At 40.8% G+C, this 19,977-nt stretch carries 20 protein-coding genes and 1 tRNA gene; 15 read left to right on the top strand and 6 right to left on the bottom strand.

Features of this window, described 5'->3' with window-relative positions:
- Positions 1–53: 53 nt before the first annotated feature.
- The 3 genes from P3L37_RS15595 to P3L37_RS15605 form a co-directional block, all read right to left on the bottom strand.
- Entirely contained in the window at positions 54–548 is a 495-nt protein-coding gene (locus P3L37_RS15595; protein WP_109911730.1) for a nucleoside deaminase, read from the bottom strand.
- Positions 549–957: 409 nt separating this feature from the next.
- Positions 958–1,034, bottom strand: a tRNA-Ile gene (locus P3L37_RS15600).
- 618 nt (positions 1,035–1,652) lie between these two features.
- The gene (locus tag P3L37_RS15605) at positions 1,653–2,249 is read right to left on the bottom strand and encodes a GNAT family N-acetyltransferase (RefSeq protein ID WP_109911818.1); all 597 of its coding nucleotides are present in this window, start codon (positions 2,247–2,249) and stop codon (positions 1,653–1,655) included.
- A 223-nt stretch (positions 2,250–2,472) separates the two neighbouring features.
- Between P3L37_RS15605 and P3L37_RS15610 the strand changes: the two genes are divergently transcribed.
- Positions 2,473–4,494 carry an NADPH-dependent 2,4-dienoyl-CoA reductase gene (locus P3L37_RS15610; RefSeq protein ID WP_272667401.1) on the top strand — a complete coding sequence of 674 codons (2,022 nt, stop codon included), beginning with the start codon at positions 2,473–2,475 and terminating at the stop codon, positions 4,492–4,494.
- Positions 4,495–4,603: 109 nt separating this feature from the next.
- Here P3L37_RS15610 and sstT read toward each other — a convergent pair whose 3' ends face one another.
- On the bottom strand, positions 4,604–5,857 hold the full coding sequence (gene sstT / locus P3L37_RS15615) for a serine/threonine transporter SstT (RefSeq protein ID WP_004908393.1): 1,254 nt from the start codon (positions 5,855–5,857) through the stop codon (positions 4,604–4,606).
- A 263-nt stretch (positions 5,858–6,120) separates the two neighbouring features.
- Positions 6,121–7,080, bottom strand: a complete 960-nt coding sequence (locus P3L37_RS15620; RefSeq protein WP_109911701.1) for a TerC family protein — start codon at positions 7,078–7,080, stop codon at positions 6,121–6,123.
- A gap of 613 nt (positions 7,081–7,693) precedes the next feature.
- On the opposite strand from P3L37_RS15620, the gene P3L37_RS15625 reads away from it, so the two are divergent.
- The 5 genes from P3L37_RS15625 to P3L37_RS15645 all read left to right on the top strand — a co-directional run bounded on the left by P3L37_RS15625 (position 7,694) and on the right by P3L37_RS15645 (position 10,238).
- Positions 7,694–8,362 carry a DedA family protein gene (locus P3L37_RS15625; RefSeq protein ID WP_004908389.1) on the top strand — a complete coding sequence of 223 codons (669 nt, stop codon included), beginning with the start codon at positions 7,694–7,696 and terminating at the stop codon, positions 8,360–8,362.
- 237 nt (positions 8,363–8,599) lie between these two features.
- Positions 8,600–8,905 (top strand): YqjD family protein, encoded by a 306-nt coding sequence (locus P3L37_RS15630; protein WP_109911700.1) that lies wholly within the window; start codon positions 8,600–8,602, stop codon positions 8,903–8,905.
- Positions 8,906–8,911: 6 nt separating this feature from the next.
- Positions 8,912–9,319, top strand: coding sequence for a phage holin family protein (locus P3L37_RS15635; RefSeq protein WP_004908385.1), 408 nt, complete (start codon positions 8,912–8,914; stop codon positions 9,317–9,319).
- Complete coding sequence (locus tag P3L37_RS15640) at positions 9,306–9,605, top strand: YqjK-like family protein (protein WP_004908381.1); 300 nt, start codon at positions 9,306–9,308, stop codon at positions 9,603–9,605. Before P3L37_RS15635 ends, P3L37_RS15640 begins: the two co-directional genes overlap by 14 nt.
- 237 nt (positions 9,606–9,842) lie before the next feature.
- The gene (locus P3L37_RS15645; protein WP_004908378.1) at positions 9,843–10,238 is read left to right on the top strand and encodes a DoxX family protein; all 396 of its coding nucleotides are present in this window, start codon (positions 9,843–9,845) and stop codon (positions 10,236–10,238) included.
- Between the two features lie 391 nt (positions 10,239–10,629).
- Here the strand turns inward: P3L37_RS15645 and P3L37_RS15650 are convergent, their stop codons facing one another.
- On the bottom strand, positions 10,630–11,523 hold the full coding sequence (locus tag P3L37_RS15650; protein ID WP_109911698.1) for a LysR family transcriptional regulator: 894 nt from the start codon (positions 11,521–11,523) through the stop codon (positions 10,630–10,632).
- Positions 11,524–11,646: 123 nt separating this feature from the next.
- Between P3L37_RS15650 and P3L37_RS15655 the strand changes: the two genes are divergently transcribed.
- The 9 genes from P3L37_RS15655 (at position 11,647) to P3L37_RS15695 (ending at position 19,976) form a co-directional block, all read left to right on the top strand.
- Entirely contained in the window at positions 11,647–12,354 is a 708-nt protein-coding gene (locus P3L37_RS15655; protein WP_109911697.1) for a pirin family protein, read from the top strand.
- A gap of 135 nt (positions 12,355–12,489) precedes the next feature.
- Positions 12,490–14,460, top strand: a complete 1,971-nt coding sequence (locus tag P3L37_RS15660) for a BglG family transcription antiterminator (RefSeq protein ID WP_109911696.1) — start codon at positions 12,490–12,492, stop codon at positions 14,458–14,460.
- A gap of 482 nt (positions 14,461–14,942) precedes the next feature.
- Positions 14,943–15,281 (top strand): PRD domain-containing protein, encoded by a 339-nt coding sequence (locus P3L37_RS15665; protein WP_004908366.1) that lies wholly within the window; start codon positions 14,943–14,945, stop codon positions 15,279–15,281.
- Between the two features lie 32 nt (positions 15,282–15,313).
- Positions 15,314–15,679: an SFCGS family glycine-rich protein gene (locus P3L37_RS15670; RefSeq protein ID WP_004908363.1), complete on the top strand. Its 366-nt coding sequence runs from the start codon at positions 15,314–15,316 to the stop codon at positions 15,677–15,679.
- Positions 15,679–15,975, top strand: a complete 297-nt coding sequence (locus P3L37_RS15675; RefSeq protein ID WP_004258180.1) for a DUF4312 family protein — start codon at positions 15,679–15,681, stop codon at positions 15,973–15,975. Before P3L37_RS15670 ends, P3L37_RS15675 begins: the two co-directional genes overlap by 1 nt.
- 26 nt (positions 15,976–16,001) lie before the next feature.
- Positions 16,002–16,793 carry a DUF4311 domain-containing protein gene (locus tag P3L37_RS15680; protein WP_004258184.1) on the top strand — a complete coding sequence of 264 codons (792 nt, stop codon included), beginning with the start codon at positions 16,002–16,004 and terminating at the stop codon, positions 16,791–16,793.
- A gap of 2 nt (positions 16,794–16,795) precedes the next feature.
- Positions 16,796–17,446 carry a DUF4310 family protein gene (locus tag P3L37_RS15685; RefSeq protein WP_004908356.1) on the top strand — a complete coding sequence of 217 codons (651 nt, stop codon included), beginning with the start codon at positions 16,796–16,798 and terminating at the stop codon, positions 17,444–17,446.
- Between the two features lie 294 nt (positions 17,447–17,740).
- Positions 17,741–18,880, top strand: a complete 1,140-nt coding sequence (locus P3L37_RS15690; RefSeq protein ID WP_109911695.1) for an amidohydrolase/deacetylase family metallohydrolase — start codon at positions 17,741–17,743, stop codon at positions 18,878–18,880.
- The gene (locus tag P3L37_RS15695; protein WP_004908346.1) at positions 18,864–19,976 is read left to right on the top strand and encodes a DgaE family pyridoxal phosphate-dependent ammonia lyase; all 1,113 of its coding nucleotides are present in this window, start codon (positions 18,864–18,866) and stop codon (positions 19,974–19,976) included. The genes P3L37_RS15690 and P3L37_RS15695 overlap by 17 nt, the downstream gene beginning before the upstream one ends.
- The last annotated feature ends 1 nt before the right edge of the window (position 19,977 follow it).

Raw genomic sequence — 19,977 nt, forward strand, 5'->3', positions numbered from 1 at the left:
AGCCATCTGCTTTTTAAATTATTATAGTGGGGAACTATAGCACCCGACTAAGATTATAAATTTGGCTTAAAATATTGCGTATAAATAGAAACCGCTTGCTCTTTTAAGATGCCTTTAACCACTTCAGGTTTAAAGGGGCTTTTGTCAAAGATTTCATCACTCCCCAACATAATATTAAAACCGGCAATCTCGGCAAGTTCATCATGAGAAAGGCTATAAACCATCCGACCTAATTGGCTCCATACCATTGCACCGGAACACATACAACACGGCTCACAACTGGTGTACAGCGTATAATCGGATAAATCCATGACTTTATGTTCAGAACAATACTGGCGTATGAGACCCAACTCCGCATGATAGGTTGGGTCACTTTCAGTATGAATATGATTTTCACCTGTCATAACAACTTGGTTATTTTTAACTAATACTGCACCAAAGGGTTCATTGCCATTTTTCGCAGCATCCGTTGCTAAAGCCAAAGCCTGTGTCATAAACTGAATATCTAGCGCATTCTGCTGCTCATTGTTGTTAAGCTTATTTTCCATATACACACCCTTTATGCATAAATTAATTTAATTTTAAAATAACCTAAATAGGTTATATCAAGTCTAGTTATGAATTAATACAAAATAACCTGCATGTGCACAATTTCCTTGCACATTTGGGAGATGCAAAACATTTCGCCTATGTTTTGTTAGTACAAGGGTGCAACTGAAACTATCAAGCTTAAATATATGAAAAGGATTTCAATAGATTCAATCTTTAGGTCACCAAAAGAATTGCAATATCAATCACATAATTTCAAAAAACCAGTAAATATACGAATTAATAAGAAATGAAAAGCTGAAATGAATTACAAAAGTATTTGGGGGTAATTAGCGTGATATGCTTTAGAAAAACAAAAAAGCCACTTACGATGAAGTGGCTTAATGCGCTGATTTAACAGCTAAAATTTGGTGGCCCCTACTGGACTTGAACCAGTGACCAATCGATTATGAGTCGACTGCTCTAACCAACTGAGCTAAGGGGCCAAAGTGGAGAGGATTATACGTGTAGTTTTAGCTTAGGTCTAGTGTTTCGAAACCGTATGCTGAAATTGTGTTCAACTCAATCCCTCCTCTTATAATTCAATGCGATAGCATAAGCAATTGCTATCATTTGAAAGTCGTTTTCTGCAATTTTAATGAGCTCTACTCTTTTTTATTTAAATCAGTTTCTCACACCTTATCTATATTTAACTTTTACCAATATCAAATTAATAATAAAAATAACATCATAATGGCAACTAAATTTATTAAAAGCTCTTCTTTTAACCAATTGATATAAAGCAATATTTTTACATTCAGACCTCACAATATAGTTTATAGATAATTCGCATATAGGACAGAAATGATGAAAAAAGTACGTGTAGTTCAATATGGTTGCGGAAAAATGGGTAAATTTTTGATCCGTTACTTGTAAGAACATGGTGCTGACGTTGTGGCGACTTTTGAAATCAATAAAGCGGTTATTGGCAAAAATATAGGCGAAATCACAGGAGCGAGGCCAACAGAGGTTAAAGTACAAGCGCTACATAAAGCAGCGAAATGTTAAAGCTTGATGTTGGAATCATCGCCCACCTTTCGGTGGGCGATTACTGGCACCTAATCTTAGCGCGGTTTCACCATCTGCCATTCTAAGTGATGTTTTATCGACGGCCATTCTGATTCGATAATGCTATATACACAGCTATCACGTAGCTCACCTGTTTTAGTTTTCATATGGTTGCGCAAAATACCATCGAGCTTGGCCCCTAAACGTTCAATAGCTCGACGACTTTGGCTATTTAAAAAGTGCGTACGAAACTCCACTGCAACGCAATTTAATTCCTCAAAAGCATGCTTTAACAGCAAATATTTAGCCTCTGTATTTAATGCAGTGCGTTGTACTTCGACCCCATACCAAGTGGCACCGATTTCAACCCGTCTTACCGCATGGTCCACACGGTTATAAGAAGTAATACCAACAGGCTTACCAGTGCGTTTATCAATCACCACAAAAGGTAAACATTCCTTTTTCTGGAAATTTTCCAGACGCTTTTCCACATCTTGAGAAAAATGCTCAGGCTCAGGAACTAAGGCATACCACAAATTATTTAACCCATCTCGTCGAATGATATCTGCCAGTTCGACATCATATTGGTGAGATAGAGGTTCAAGGCGAACGTATTCACCTTCTAAAGTAATAGCTTGGCAAATCTCTTTCATCATTGTTTCCCCTATATCGTTCTTTATGCTGTGTGTCTCTTTTTTTAATCTCTGTTTATGACATAAAAATAAAAAAACACCTATTTTTTATGACACTCAGCTATTTAACCGAAAACATATGATAAAAATCACAAAATTTTAACATCTTTACCAAATTGCAGCTTCATTACGCTACAGTTAACTCATCTGACCTGTTAATGAAATCCCGAATGGGAGTATAATAATGAGCAATTTTCCACACCTTTTTACCCCGCTTGATTTAGGCCATACCGTCCTAAAAAACCGTATTTTGATGGGCTCGATGCATACTGGGCTTGAAGAGCACCCGCAAGGCAGCGAGCGGCTAGCGCATTTTTACCGCCTACGCGCTGAAAATGGTGTCAGTCTGATCATTACCGGTGGTATCGCCCCCAATCCAGAAGGGGCGCTTACCGCTCATGGCACAGTATTAAACGACAAAAACCAACTTTCATTTCATCAACAAATCACGGATGCCGTCCACCAAGCTGACGGTAAAATCGCCTTACAAATCTTACATGCAGGGCGTTATGGCCTGCATCCTAAATTAGTTGCACCAAGTCCTATTCAAGCAGAGATTATTCCATTCGCCCCCCGAGAACTCTCAACTGATGACGTTGAAAAAACGATTGATGACTTCGTGACAACAGCCAAACTCGCTCAACAAGCAGGCTATGATGGTGTCGAAATTATGGGCTCCGAAGGCTATTTAATTAACCAATTCATCACCAAACGTACCAACCATAGAACCGATAAATGGGGTGGAAGTTACACAAACCGAATTCGTTTTCCTATTGAAATCGTACGGCGAATACGGGAAGCTGTTGGCGCTAACTTTATTATTATTTATCGACTTTCCATGTTGGATTTAGTTGAAGAAGGTTCAATATGGGAAGAAATCGAATTACTCGCCAAACAAATTGAAAATGCAGGCGCCAGTATGATTAACACGGGTATTGGTTGGCACGAAGCTCGAATACCGACGATAGCAACGCAAGTTCCCCGTAGTGCATTTAGTTGGGTTACCCAGAAATTAATGGGAAAAGTGAATATTCCGCTGATAACCACTAACCGCATCAATGACCCTTTTGTTGCAGAACATATTATTGCCAATCATCAAGCCGATATGGTTTCAATGGCTCGGCCGTTTCTGGCTGATGAAGCGTTTGTTCGTAAAGCGGCAGAAAATAGAGCAGACGAAATCAACACCTGCATTGGCTGCAACCAAGCCTGTCTCGACCTCATTTTTAGTGGCAAACTGGCCAGTTGTTTAGTTAACCCACAAGCCGTTAGAGAAATGGATTACCCCAACGAAAAAGCCCCACAGAGTAAATCTGTTGCAGTTGTTGGCGCAGGGCCTGCTGGGTTGTCTTGTGCAATTTACGCGGCAAAACGGGGGCATCGCGTCACTTTGTTTGAAAAATCTAACCACATAGGTGGGCAATTTAACCTCGCAAAGCAAATACCCGGTAAAGAAGAGTTTCATGAAACTATCCGTTACTTCTGCCGACAACTAGAACTATTACATATTGATGTACGCCTTGAACACCAAGCCGATGTTGACTGTTTATCGGGATTTGATGAGGTCATTATTGCAACGGGCGTCACCCCACGGAAAATCCAGCTCGAAGGCATTGAACACCATAAAGTCATTTCTTATATCGATGTCATCACCAAACAGCGTTCTGTTGGTAAAAGCGCCGCTATTATTGGTGCTGGAGGGATTGGCTTTGATGTTGCTGAATTGCTAACCCAGGAAGGGAAAAGTAGCAGTTTAGATACTTCACTATTTAATAAAGAGTGGAATATTGATACCTCAATTCATTCTAAAGGTGGCGTATTCCCCCCACAAAAAGTCCCTATGGCATCAGCCCGTCAATTGTACTTATTACAGCGTAAAAATAGTAAAGTTGGGGCAGGCCTTGGTAAAACGACGGGTTGGGTTCACCGTTTATCACTGATGAAACGTGGTGTTCATATGCTAAATGGTGTTGAATACATGCGAGTTGATGACGAAGGGCTCCATATTCGCTATCAAGATAAAACGCAGTGCCTTCCCGTTGACAATGTGATTTTATGTGCAGGACAAGAGCCTTACCGTCCATTAAAAATACAATTAGCAGAACGTGGCATTAATGCCCATGTTATTGGCGGTGCTGATGTAGCAGCCGAGCTTGACGCTCGCCGCGCAATTGAACAAGGAATGAAAATCGCGTATCAGCTTTGATTGCTCGTTCTGTTGGTGAGGTTTGTCACTGACAATTAACCGTATTTTCAAAAATAAAGGCAGAGATTGTTTTCACGATCCCTGCCTTTTTATTTAGTTCACTTGCTCATTAATCACGGTGAGATAACCGCGCTTCCGCGTTCGCCAGTTTCTCATCTTCCGCTAAACACACCGCCGCAGTAAATAACACGTCAGTTGAAGAATTAAGCGCCGTTTCTGCTGAATCCTGTAACACGCCAATCATCACACCAACTGCGACCACTTGCATCGCAATCTCATTTGAAATACCAAACATGTTACAAGCTAATGGGATCAGCAATAGTGAGCCCCCCGCAACCCCAGAGGCGCCACATGCACAAACTGCTGCCACAACACTTAATAATAATGCCGTTGGGATATCAACAGGGATCCCTAACGTATGTACCGCAGCTAACGTCAGAACAGTAATCGTTACCGCTGCACCTGCCATATTGATTGTTGCACCTAATGGGATAGAAACAGAGTAGGTATCTTCATGCAGATTCATACGACGACACATCCCCATATTCACAGGAATATTCGCTGCAGAACTACGTGTAAAGAATGCCGTTACCCCACTTTCACGTAAACAAGCGAAAACTAATGGATATGGGTTGCGTTTCATTTTCCAATACACAATTAGTGGATTAACAATGAAAGCAACAATTAACATACAGCCAATTAATACTGCGAGAACATGTATATAGCCTTTTAAGGTTGCAAAGCCTGTCGTTGCGATAGTTGAAGCAACTAAGCCAAAAATCCCTAAAGGCGCTAAGCGGATCACAACACGTACCAGTTGTGTTACTGCATTAGAAAAGTCATGAACTAAATTTTTTGTGGTTTCATTTGCATGGCGCAGCGCAATACCCAGCCCGATCGCCCACGCTAATATACCAATATAATTACCCTTAATCAGTGCGTCGACAGGATTCGCAAATATATTGATTAGCAAACCTTTTAACACTTCGGCAATATTACCCGGTGGATTTAACTGTGTATCCCCCACGGCTAAAACTAAACTTGACGGGAACAGGAAAGAACCAATAACGGCAACAACCGCGGCAAAAAATGTTCCCAAAATATACAACACCAGGATCGGTTTGATATTGGTTTTTTGCCCTTGACGATGGTTAGCAATGGATGACATCACTAACACCCATACCAATACCGGAGCAACCGCCTTTAACGCACTAACGAATAAATCCCCTAACAACCCGACATTTTTTGCAGCAGATGGCCATAACCATGCAAGCAAAATACCCGCGACCAAGCCAACCAGTATCTGTTTGACTAGACTACCTTGGCTAATAACTCGCCATAACCCTGTTTTATTTGTATCCATAATAGACCTATATTATTTATCTTTATTAGGAATTAAATGTGTTTGCACAGCAAGTATAAGGAATAATAGTCGCCTGAAAAGGCAATTATTCAAAATATACACAATGATTGACTTTGTTTAACAAACATTTTACATAACTGTGATCTCAATAGAGTTTTGTTTCTTATAGTAGAATGAGAGGAGTAAAATGATTGAGTATTTTCATAGGGTTAAAAAAAATCCCCTACTTTTACAGTAGAGGATTTAAAAATAAAAAAGCTAAATTAACTTTTTGCTTCGTTACGTTTATTAACAATGGCATTAATGATTAACGTTACGACTAAGATTGAGGCAATTACCCCCAACGAAATCGGCGTTGGAATATGGAAAATATCAATCAATAGCATTTTTATACCGATAAAGCTTAAAATTACTGCTAAGCCGTATTTTAGCATTGAGAACTTTTCAGCAACTCCAGACAACAAGAAATACATCGCACGTAGGCCTAAAATGGCAAATAAGTTCGATGTTAAAACAATGAATGGGTCAGTCGTTACCGCAAAAATAGCAGGTATGCTGTCCACCGCAAATATCACGTCACTAATTTCAACTAAAATCAGCACTAAAATAAGTGGGGTCGCAAATAGGACACCATTGCGTTTAATAAAGAATTTTTCACCATGCAATTCATCCGTCATACGTAAATGAGAACGAACCCATTTTACTAACGGTTTATCCGTGATTGGCGAGTCATCTTCTTTAGCAAAAGCCATTTTCAAACCAGTAAATAGCAAAAACAAGCCAAATACATATAAAATCCAGCTAAATTGTGTGACTAACCAACTACCTGCAAAAATCATAATCGTACGAAGTACGATAGCGCCTAATACTCCATAAACCAGCACACGACGCTGTAAATTTGCAGGGATTGCAAAATAACTAAAGAGCATTAACCAAACGAATACGTTATCAACAGCTAATGCTTTTTCTAATAAATAACCCGTTAAGAACGCCATTGTTTGGCTATCGGCAAACTCACGTCCCACGTTTTCATTAAGATACCACCAAAAGCCCGCCGCAAAGAGAAGCGAAAGCGTTACCCACACGATACTCCAAGCCGCAGCTTGTTTCATCGACATTGCTTGGCCTTTGTGTTTCCCTTGCCAGAACAAATCAATGAGTAACATAAGTAAAATAATAACGGCAAAACTACCCCATAAAATTGGGTTACCAACTGAGTGCATTTTCCTTTCCCTTAAAAACAAAAAACGGCTGATATCCAGAAGACATCAGCCGCTTAAAATTCATTAACCACAAGTTATGTCTTTTGGTTGTAAATTATGAGCAAACCTCGCCTTCTGGCAAGGTCTCACTTACAACACAAATAACCCGAAAACAGGGAACTGTGGTGCTCGGCTACCGGGTGTAATGAGTACACCGTAATGACGATAAACCGACAAGAAGAAGTTACTCCCCTTTGCTATGGCGATAAGATACGGTAAATAGTCTTAAAATGCAATAATTAGCCATTATTGTTTTATCGTTATTTTTTTACATTAAAAGATAAATTAACCAGTATATTTCGCATACTCTAAGCAAAAAACAGGCTAAAAGCCGTTTTTAAGCACTTTACATCATTACATGGCACACAGTAATTTGTAAAAATCGGCCGAAACTTAAATGAATTCTAAAAATAAGCTTAAAATTTGCTGTTTAGTTATTTTCTGTTTTGTTAAAGTGAGCGTGCTTTACACTAACAGCCTGAGGAAACACTACTTTCACTTTGGCATTCACTTAATCCATTTCTCCCTGCCCAACAACAAGTTTGTTGCTGTTATTGCCGTTTAGGAAACATTAATGGAATTAGTTAAAGAACTTTTTTTCGCCCTTTGGCACCAAGATTATGTCACCCTATCTAACCCTGCGTTAGTGTGGTCGATTTATTTCATGCTGTTCGCTATCTTGTTTCTTGAAAACGGGGTATTACCTGCAGCGTTTTTACCTGGCGATAGCTTGTTGATTTTAGTTGGTGTACTCATCGCTAAAGGCACATTAAGTTATCCACTCACCATCGTAATTTTAACCGCTGGCGCCAGTTTAGGTTGCTGGGTAGGTTATATACAAGGGCGATGGCTAGGGAACACACGTATTGTTAAAGGCTGGCTAGCACACTTACCCGAACACTACCACCAACGCGCTCATGGCTTATTCCATCGTCATGGCCTCGCTGCCTTATTAATTGGCCGTTTTTTAGCTTTTGTTAGAACACTGCTTCCGACAATTGCAGGCCTCGCAGGTTTGCAGAATGGCCGTTTCCAAGTATTTAATTGGTTAAGTGGTCTGTTGTGGGTGTTAATTTTAACGGCTATCGGTTATGGCTTTGGTAAAAGCCCAATCTTCCTACAATATGAGCATCACATTATGAATGTATTGATGCTAATTCCTGTAGGCTTATTAATCCTTGGGTTAATCGGTAGTATTGCTGTTGTCGTAAAGAAAAAACTGTCTAGCAAAAAAGCAAATTAATCCGCCTATGCGAGAACTTCGAGTTCTCGCATTTTTATTTTTACCTAATTTTACGTCTTAATATTTCTATCCCTTACAACTAAGTTAACCTACTAATATTAAAAATATTTTCCTAAATACTATTTTTTACATTTTTTCTGATCCCATAATTTATTATCGAATAACTCATTGCACTTAATGCAAAAACAGTTATTGTTAATACAGTGAAGTTTCTTTTCTATTGATAGGAGGTTCTATATGTCATTAAATCATTCATCAGAAGACCTACGTGCGGAACTAAAAGCGTTAGCAGATTCTCTTGAAGCCGTATTGAATGATACAGGCGAGAAGTCGAAAGAAGAGATTGAAAGCTTAAAATCCAAAGCGAAAGATGTACTTTACTCATCTCGTGCTAAGCTCGGCCAAACCACCGAAAGGATCACTGAACAAACTAAAGAAATTGCGGGTCGCGCAGACAACTATGTCAAAGAAAATCCATGGACTGGTATCGGTATTGGTGCTGCCGTTGGTGTAGTTCTTGGCGTACTTCTCGCGAAACGTTAATTGCTTATGGAACAAAATCAACAACGTCAGGGCCCCGGTAAAGGGGTCCTTGAAATACTGCAACGCATCGCCAGTATTACCGTTAATATTGTTGAAACTCGCCTTCAGCTCATTGCCGTTGAGCTCGAAGAAGAGAAAGTTAATTTTATCCAGTTGCTATTATTAGTTGGGCTAGCGCTTCTTTTTACTGCTTTTGGCCTGATGTGTCTAATTGGGCTCATTTTTTGGTCTGTAGACCCTGTTTACCGTTATCAAGCACTGGCTATCACTACAGGGAGTTTGGTTCTACTCGCCATTATCTTTGCTAGTTGGGCGCTCAAAAAAGCAAAACAGTCCACTTTATTGAGCTCCACACGGGAGCAACTAAGCCAAGATGCAAATGCATTAGCAGGTAAGGATAATGACCAGAAATAAACGCCAATTACTTGCCGAAAAAAAACAACGGTTACTCAACAGAATTGAGCAGCAACGGAATGACCTTGCTGCCAGTTCTGAGGATTGGCTACATGTGACAGCCCCTTATGACCGTACATGGAAAGCCTTCGTTACCTTCCGTCCTTTGTTTATTGCAGCAACAGGCCTGCTTTCGATTTATTCACTAAAAAAACCACAACGTATACTTCAATTAGGGAAAAAAGCCTTCACAATGTGGGGCATAGTAAGAACAATTCAAAGTACAATTAATGCAGGAAAAAAATAATTCAACTTAAAATCAATAGGTTAGTCTAACCACTACACTTCAACTCATTTCCCCCTCATCACAGTTCAAATTTTTTGACCATCTTTGTGAATAAGCTTTGCTTTTTATTGAATAAGCAAATGACTATTATAAGCCCATCGAATGTTTTCTTACCTATTTGTGCTGAAAACAACACTACAAAGCGACATATATCGCAACTAATTTATATTTAATGACTTATTAGTCTGGAGAATCTCAATGAAAAATTTAGAAAGTGGTGCGGTATTATTAGCTCGCATTATGATGCCAATTCTGTTCATTGTCGCAGGGTATGGAAAACTGGGAGATGCATACGCTGGAACACAACAATACATGCAAGCAATGGGTGTTCCAGGCTTTTTATTACCTTTAACCATTTTATTAGAACTTGGCGGTGGTTTAGCGGTTTTATTCGGTTTCTTAACTCGGACTGTCGCTTTATTTACCGCAGGCTTTACGGTATTAACCGCACTCCTGTTCCATATCGACTTTAGCGTTGCGCCAAATAGCTTAATGTTTATGAAAAACTTTACTATTGCCGGCGGTTTCTTACTGTTAGCTGTGACCGGCCCAGGAAAATTTAGTATTGACCATTTATTAAATAAAAAATGGTAATTCCGATTTCATTATCACCCTTATTAATTTAGCTTCATTTTTTGTCCAACTTATACCTCCTTCGGGAGGTATTTTTTTATTCAAAATAATTGTTTTGAAGTTAATAGAAACTAAATCATCGTTATCAGTAAATGAAAATTAAGCTGGGCAGCTTTATTTATTCTTGTTGAATCACCACTAATATCACGCGACTCGTAAGCTCTAAATAGTTTGAGTTGTAGGTAGGTGGCAAATTGATGTTGATGGGTTTATTTTTCAACCTCAAGTTAACTTCTAAATAATTCGTACTGTAGCAAGGCTGTAAGCTCACTAATCCCTAGGAGCATACATAAGTATGTGACTAGGGTTAGTGAGTGAAGCTAACACAGCTACAGTGCGAAGTATGACGAAGTTATAATCGGAAAAGTTTGGGGATTTCTCGGAGACACCACGACTTAGCCTCCCCCATACTATCTCGCCGCCACGCCATAATAATATTCGTCTCATGGCTATACTCTGCGCCAACTACTTTTAAACGCCCTTCACGAATATCTTGTTCAACCATTGGATACGGCATTGTTGCAACACCAAGACCAGCCAATAAAGCATTGTGTTTATCTTCAATTGTCGACACAGTTAATCGTTGTTGTTTATCCAACAACTGTACCGTTATCACAGGTCGCTCACGTGCGGTATCAGCTACTGCAATTCCACGGTACTTCACTCGAGTCGCATCAGATAATGGTTCAGGTTCTTGATGAATGGGGTGATCCGGGCTCGCAACATAAATATGATTAATGGTGTATAACGATTTAGAGTTAATTTCTGAAGATGATCGAAAATGCATATCAGGGGCAATGACAATATCCGCTTTACCGCTTTCAAGGCGTTCCCATGCTCCCGCCAATACTTCAGTAATCAAAGATAACTGTGTTTCTGATTTTTCCGCCAGTCGTTCCACCAGTGGAAAAAGTGAATTAGCAGGAACTAAAGCTTCACACACGATGGTTAAATGCGTTTCCCATCCTTTTGCAAGGGCTTCCGCGTCAGATGTTAGCTTATCAGCGGCTTCAAGTAGGATCCTTCCTCTATCAAGTAACATCCTACCGACATTCGTAAATTTAGTTCTATGCCCTGAACGGTCAAATAAAATGACATCGAGCTCTTCTTCTAATTTTTGCATGGTATAGCTTAGTGCAGACGGGACTCGCCCCAACTCTTCAGCAGCTGCAGCAAAACTACCACGGCGGTCGATTGCATCCATAACCCTTAATGATTCAAGCGTTAATGCTCTCTCTTTACTCATGAAGTTTCTCTTTCAGGAAATTTGAACAAGGGAAACAGATTAACTGGCTAACAATTCAACGTCCAGCTATTTATTATAACAATAGATTATTAACTTATTTATTTTCGATGGGGGTTAACCATTATGATGACACTGAGACCCGCTAACCATTGCGGAAAAGCTGATTATGGTTGGCTGCAAGCGCGTTATTCCTTTTCATTTGGCCATTATTTTGACCCAGATTTTATGGGTTTTAAAACACTCAGAGTGCTGAATCAAGAGGTTATTGCGCCACAAAATGCGCTACAGCCAAGAACCTACCCTCATGTTGATATTTTAAATATCATCCTAAAAGGGCACGCAGAATATCGAGACAGTTTAGGTAATACCATCCAAGCGGATGAAGGTGAATGTGTGCGTTTCTCACCACGCCCAGATCTTAGCTACAGTGAACAAAATGTGTGCCCCAAAACACCACTAACGCGTTTACAGCTCTGGTTAAATGCTTGCCCACAGCAAGAATCTTTGCCCTTGCAAAAAATAGCCATTAGTGAAAATGAGAGTAAGCTTATCGCCTCTCCTGATGGGGAAGATCAAAGCATTCAATTACGTCAACAAATTTGGATCACTCAAATTCACTTGGCAGCCGATGAATCAACAGCGATCACGCTAAAAGGAAAAAATTCATTCCTTCAGTCTATACATGGTGGAGCAACATTACGAACACCAAAAGGCGAACAACTCGGGATGAATTGCAATGATGGGGCATTTATCCAAGATGATAATCAAATCATCATTAGTGCAGATAAACCGTTTAGAGGCCTGTTAATCGACCTTGGGGAACAAAACTAGCCACTTTCCTGCTATAACAGCATGAATTTTGCGAACGGATTCGCAAATTTCATCATTTACATATCCTACATATTGACACGCTTGTGTTAGAGTCCTGCCATTAGCGAGCAAAAAAGACGTAATTTTATTGCTCAAATGCTTTTTCGTTTTGATTTTAAAGGTGTTTCCGTGGCTCTATTCACTCAACAGCGACATAATCAAATTTTTGCTCAAATTCTGAATGAGGTTGTTCCTCAAGACGAATTAGCAAAAAACTTTTCCGTTTCTACTCGAACTATTCGTTCTGATATCAATGAAATCAATGAATTGATACAGCCATATAGTGCACATATTGTGTATGAACGAGGTCGTGGTTACCGGTTGAACATTGAAGACGAAGCCCTATTTGCGACCTTTACTCAACAAAATGATGAAGACGATCATATCCCTCGAACGAGCAAAGAGCGCATTGATGCACTGCTATTAAAGCTCTTAATGCTATCACTTCCCGTAAAGCTTGATGATATCGCTGAGGAATGGTTTATCAGCCGAGGCACTTTACAACAAGATATGGGGGCGGTGAGAGAACAGCTGCAAAAATACCAAATTGCATTAGAAAGTATTCCTCACCAAGGTATTCGTTTGAATGGTAGCGAGTGGGCAGTTCGAGCTTGTATGACTGAAACTTTATGGCGTCGTTATTGCGCACAGATATCGCCTGATTTAACCACTTTCCGCCCCGATTGTCTGGATAATTTAGACCTGTCATATATCGATAAAGTATTACATAACAGTTTGAATCGTTTTGATATTCGGATTAGCAATGAAGGCCATTTATACCTAGTTTTTAATTGTGCGGTCACTATTTTGCGTATCACTCGCGGCCATGAGCTCACCACTGCGGTCAAAAACGATGACAGTGAAGAAGTGATCCGTAAAGCGTGCGATGAAATCTCCAAAGGTTTGATCTACTTTCTTGGCAATGACCTTTCTGGGGCGGAACTCAGCTATTTGCATGACCAAATTGTTGCCCAACGTATTAGTAACCAAGACTCTAGCACGCAAAAAAGTGGTACTCATAATGAGCTATGTGAATATATTTTAAATTATATTAATGAATTATATAATTATGACTTACGAAATGATGAAAAGCTCAAAAAAGATCTCAATACGCATCTTGCGGCCTTAATCACTCGCCTGCAGTATCATATTTCTACACCAAATCCGCTATTATCTGATATTAAACAATACTATCCGTTTGCCTATGACGTCACACTCAGCGCATTAACCAGCGCAAGTAAACAATTACTCCCCCACCCAATCAGTGAAGATGAACTGGGTTATCTTGCAGTTCATATCGGTGTTAGCCTCGAACGTAACTATGGCGCAGGGTCAATTCGCCAAACAGAAGTACTGGTAGTCACCGATGCAGGAAACTCCACGTTTCGCGTGGTTGAATCTAAAATCATGCGTGAGTTTCCACAACTCAAATTTAGTCGAGGGTTAACATTACAAGAGTATGAATCCTTGGATGAAGTCACTGAAGATTTCGTGATAACCACAGTACGAATTTCAGAGAAAAACAAGCCTGTTATTAAAATCGCGCCTTTCCCAACGCCCTATCAGCTAGAGCAAGTTGGCCGCCTAGCTATGGTTGATCAAACTCGCCCTTATATTATTGAGCGTTTTTTTGATGAACGGTTCTTCATGGTAATTAATGAAAAAATTAGCCAAGAAGAGCTCTTTCAAATGGTTTGCCATAAATTACAGCAAGAAGGCTATGTAACCCCCGATTTTTATCCATCACTACAAGAACGTGAATCAATTGTTTCCACATTGCTCGGGGAAGGCATCGCATTACCCCACTCTTTAGGCTTACTTGCCAATAAAACGGTGGTTGCAACCGTTGTGGCCCCAAAAGGCATTGAATGGAATAAAGAAACCAAAGAGAACGCTTATGTCATTTTCTTGTTGGCTATTAGTAAAACAGACTATGAAGAAGCGATGGCTATTTATGATTTATTCGTTACCTTTGTAAAGGAAAAAACGACTCGTCGCTTAGTAAGTGTCAAAAATTTCAATGAATTCCAAGTGATAGCTAAAGACAGCTTAGCACGTATCCTCTAATCTGATAGCAACTTCCACTTCGTAGTGGAAAAGTGGAAGTTGCTGACTTTTACGTGATCCTAACCACAACTCTCGCAAATATTTTCCTATCCTAAACGGCCTGTTTTACGCACAGAGTAACTAAGTGGAAGCTATTGCAATCAACACAACATAATTTCCATTTATTGTTTCCACTTTTCTTTCCAGTTCCTTTTTTCAATTCCATTTTTTATGTAAAAAAATAATCAATTGATAAACAACATATTTTATTCGAAGTATTGTTATTTTTATCCTTTTTAGATAATTGATTGATGTCAATTTTTCCACTTAACTTCCACATAGAACAAAAAACATACCAACCCAACTAATATTTATTTCCAAATAATTTCCACTTTGAAGTGGAAATTCACTGCCTGCAAAAAATACCAATAAACGTCTAATGTATAAGGCATGAAGGAACAGAGTAGTCTAACTTGCAATATTACTTTGGATTTTAAATAGTTATGAGTGAATCAGTTGTCGTTTTTAAAATGTTAGAACATAACCTTGATATTGATGAGGTGACACAAAAACTGCTAGCAGTGATTACTGACTGGCTCAAGCAGGAGGATTGCTACACCACGGATGTACAACAACAGATGTTGGAGTCTCATTTACGTGCCATGGTCGGTAGAGCAAAAACGGGTGAAGCCTTACCAGAAGTTGATATCAGCCTATTTGATGAAATCTCTGAACATTCGATTACGCTCGCGCAACGGGTTGTTGACACACTTCCCGGTTTAGCACCTGAAGAGACCTATTTACTCTCTGTTCACTTTGAAGTTGCACGTTCAAATGATTAATTACTAATTTGGTAGGATTTGGAGAATATTTTATGAAACAGATAGTTGTTGTTATCGGTGACCGTTTAGGTAAAGGCCAAAAAGTAGCGGCGGGTGTTGAAGCTGCTGGCGGTAAAGCGATTGTTGTTCCAGGTGTCGCCGCTGACATGAAACTTGGCGATGTGATGAACGCAGAACAAGCCGATTTAGGTATCTCATTTTGTGGAAGTGGTGGCGCTGGTGCAATCACAGCTCAAACTAAGTATGGCTATAAAGCTCGCTATGGGATGCGCTCCATTGAAGAGGGAGAAACCGCAATTGCAGACGGTTGCAATGTATTAGGTTTCGGTTTTATGGACAAGGAAGAGTTAGGCGAGCGCTTAGTAAAAGCATTCAATAAAAAATACGGCAACGCTTAATGAAAAAATCTATCGAAACGGTTGTACGGGTTACAGGGCAAGGCGACACTAAGCAAAAAGCGATAGCTGACGCCTTAAATTCAATTCAAAAAACCGTACTGAAAAACAGCACAGACATCATCCTACGAATTGAACCAAAGGATGTTGAAGTGATTAGTGCTCACTCTCATTCGCGGACAGAAAAATTTCTTTTTCTCTTTTTGCCACGCAAACGTGAACATTTTCGTGTTGTACTCGACGTTTCGCTGGATGTCACTTTACTTTCTGTCAACGAAATACCATTTACAGAACAATAATAGCAATCAGGTCTGGAGTTAATTCCATGAGTGAAACTGCATCTTTTCTAGAAATATTGGGCATGTCCCTGATCATCGGTGGGCTCTGCGGCTTTGGCTTAGGCGCAGGGGCTGCGCGTATGTTCCACGCACCAACCGTACAAGGTATGGGGGCATTCCGTACATTGGGTGAGCTGAACGCGTGTGAAGGCGACCCAGCATCTCACTTTTCTTTTGGCTTAGGATTTTTCTTTAATGCATGGGCATCATCAGTTGCTGCAGGGGCATTTACACAAGACGTTGACCACCGCATCATCCCAAACTGGGGTGCGGCAGCGCTGTTAACCAAAAACCGTAGTGTCGCTGACACACTGCATAACCCGAAAAAAATGGCGATTGCTTGTGCCATCATCGGGGCATTAGTTGTCGCCTTCTTAAACACAACTGCTTCCGCAGTTCCGGCTGCACTGCAAACAACAGCCATTAACGTACTAGTGCCTGCCGCTAACTTGTTAGTTAACACGGTGATGCCAGTTATCTTCTGGTTAGCCGCTATGGATGCCGGGCGTCGTTCAGGTTTCTGGGCAACATTATTTGGTGGTTGTGCTCAGTTAATCATGGGGAATGCTATCCCTGGTTTAGTTTTAGGTATCTTGATTGGTAAAGGCGTTGATGACAACGGCTGGAACCGTATCACTCGCACAATGATGATAACCGTGGTTCTCTTGTTCGTTCTCAGCGGCTTCTTCCGTGAGTTCGACCTGAAGATGATCACCTCTTTCAACCTAGATAAACCATTGTGGCTTGAATACGTCCACGGTCTGCTGAGCGGGAAATAATCATGACAACTGAAATTAACAAACAAGATTTTTGGTACGCAGAATGGTCCTTTCCGATTTTTGTTGGGCTGCTATCCGCAGGGATCTTCGCAGGTACCCACATGTATGTCGTCTACGGCTTTGGTGCATTTAACGAAGTAGCGTTCGTCGCCATGTTACGTGCAGGCTTAGATACAGGGGTTTACGGTGCAGTCGCCGCATTCGGTGCAAGTTTCTTATTTGCTCGAATCATCGAAGGGTCACTGGTTGGTATTTTAGATATTGGTGGGGCGCTGCAAACTGGTATTGGGCTGGGTGTTCCTGCTCTATTCCTCGCTGCGGGTTGGGATATTCTAGTCACTAACTTCTGGCTTTCATTAGTGACAGGTTTATTCCTTGGGGTATTAATCGGTTTACTGATTGTCTTTGCACGTAAATTCACCATTGCCCAAGCCAACTCAACCTTTGGTGCAGACGTCATGATGGGTGCGGGTAATACTTCAGGTCGATTCTTAGGCCCATTGATTATCTTAGCCGCCATGGCAGCTTCTATTCCAATCGGAATTGGTTCATTAATCGGCGCATTGATTTTCTATGTATGGCAAAAACCCGTTGCCGGTGGCGCCATTTTAGGTGCGATGTTATTTGGTTATTTCTTCCCAATCGTCGCCTAACTAGTATCCTCCCGGAGCATCTGCTCCGGGTTACTGAATAACATCATTAAAAACAGGCTCGAAATAGTTCAAAGAGTAGCGTAAGAGTAACCAACAACGCTGCGGTTGGCATTATTTAGAACAAGTATTCAAGTATTTAAGCATGCTCTAGATAATTCAAATTGCAGCTAGGCGGCAAACGACGATATCCCTAGGAGCATACAAAAGTATGTGACTAGGGTAGCGGAAGTGCTGCCAACAACGCTGCAGTTTGAAGTATGACGAGCATCGAGTATGAGTATAAAGAGGGCAACTATGTACACTCTAATCATCAAACAAGGTAAGCGTATCGATGGCTCGATTATCGATATTCTTATCAAAGATGGAAAAATCGAAGCAGCAGGCCCTGAGTTAGCCTGTAACCAGCAAGCTGACAAAATTATTGATCTCCAAGGTAAAACTTATGTCAGCGCCGGATGGATTGATTCTCACGCACACTGTTTTGTTGAGTCACCTATTTACTTCGATGACCCTGATTTAGCAGGAGCCGCTGGCGGAGTTACCTCACTGGTTGATGCAGGCAGTGTCGGTGCTGATGATATTGATAAATTTTATCAACTGACACAAAAATCGAAAACCAATGTCTTTTCTCTGTTAAATATTTCACGCATTGGCATCATTGCACAAAATGAATTGTCCGATATGAACAACATCAATGATGCCTGCTTTCAAGACGCTATCGAGCGCCACTCAGGCTTTGTTGTTGGTATGAAAGCGCGTATGAGTAAAAGTGTGGTTGGTGAAAATGGTATTGCACCACTGATTAAAGCTAAAGAAATGCAGAAAAAACACCATCTTCCACTCATGGTGCATATCGGCAACAACCCACCGGATATCGATGAAGTCGCTGATTTACTGACACGTGGCGATATCATCACTCACTGCTTTAATGGCAAACCCAATAAAATTTTAGGCGAAGATGGCTACCTAAAGCCCTCAATTGCTCGCGCACTCGCACGCGGAGTCATATTAGATGTTGGCCATGGCGGTGAGAGTTTTAGCTTTAAAGTTGCCGAACAAGCCATGCGCATCGGCACTTACCCTGACATTATCAGTTCCGATATTTACCACCGCAACCGCGTTAATGGCCCTGTTTATAGCCTCGCTTTTGTGATGACCAAATTCCTGTGTATGGGCTTTAGTGCGGAACAAGTGCTTCGCTGCGTTACCGAAAAAGCCGCCAATTTCTTATCATTACCCGCGAAAGGCTATTTAAGGCCGGGCTTTGACGCCGACATAACCCTTTTTGACCTTAAAGAAGAGCAAACCGAGCTCACGGATGCAGAAGGCGAACACCGTATAGGCACTCACCGCTTCGTACCATTGGCTGCTATCGTCGGTGGAAAACACATTATTCATGCACAAGGTGAATCAGAACATGCAATCGATTTATGATAAATATCAGTTAAAACACGTTATTAATGCCTCTGGCCGCATGACAATTCTGGGTGTTTCAACGCCAACTCCGGAAGTTGTTGAACGTGTTGCTTACGGATTAAATAATTATTTTGAAATTAAAGACTTAGTTAATAAAACTGGCGAATACATTGCTAATCTATTAGATGTTGAAGCCGCAGTTGTTGTTTCCTGCGCATCTGCCGGTATCGCACAAGCTGTTGCAGCGGTGATTGTACAAGATGATGATGATTTACTGCTTAATTTGCATTCATCCGACAAAGTTGTGCCTCGTGAAATTATTTTACCTAAAGGCCATAACGTTAATTTCGGTGCTCCTGTCGATACAATGGTGAGCTTAGGTGGTGGTAAAGTGGTCGAAGCGGGCTTTGCTAACGAGTGCAACGCCGCCCAGTTAGCTGCAAAAATCACCCCCAATACCGCCGCTATTCTGTATATCAAATCCCATCATACCGTACAAAAAAGCATGTTAACCGTGGAACAAGCCGCCAAAGTGGCTCATGACCACCAGCTACCACTGATCGTTGATGCTGCCGCTGAAGAAGAGCTCACAGCTTACTACCAAGCAGGCGGCGATATTGTGATTTACAGTGGCGCAAAAGCGATTGAAGGCCCAACAAGTGGCCTAGTTATTGGTAAAAAACAATATGTTGAGTGGGTAAAACGCCAAAGCCAAGGTATTGGCCGTGCGATGAAAGTGGGTAAAGAAGGTATTTTAGGCCTCACTCTTGCTATCGAACAGTACCTGACAGCGACAAAAGAAACTGGCCCAGAAATGGTCAATCGAATGAGTAAATTCATCAGCGATTTGAATGCAATTAAAGGTATCTCTGCTCAAGTGGTCTGGGATGGCGCTGGACGTGATATTGCTCGTACTGAAATTAGCTTTGATGAAAAAACAATAGGCAAAACTACCTACCAAATCATGGCTGAGTTAAAACAAGGTGATACCGCGATTTACTTCCGTGAGTACAAAGCCAACGAAGGAAAAGTGGAAGCTGACATTCGTAGTGTTAGTACTGAACAACTTGATGTTATTTCTCAGAATATTCGTTTGTTAGTAGAAGGAATTTAAA

This window comes from Providencia sp. PROV114 (genome assembly GCF_032704305.1).
GTDB lineage: Bacteria > Pseudomonadota > Gammaproteobacteria > Enterobacterales > Enterobacteriaceae > Providencia > Providencia rettgeri.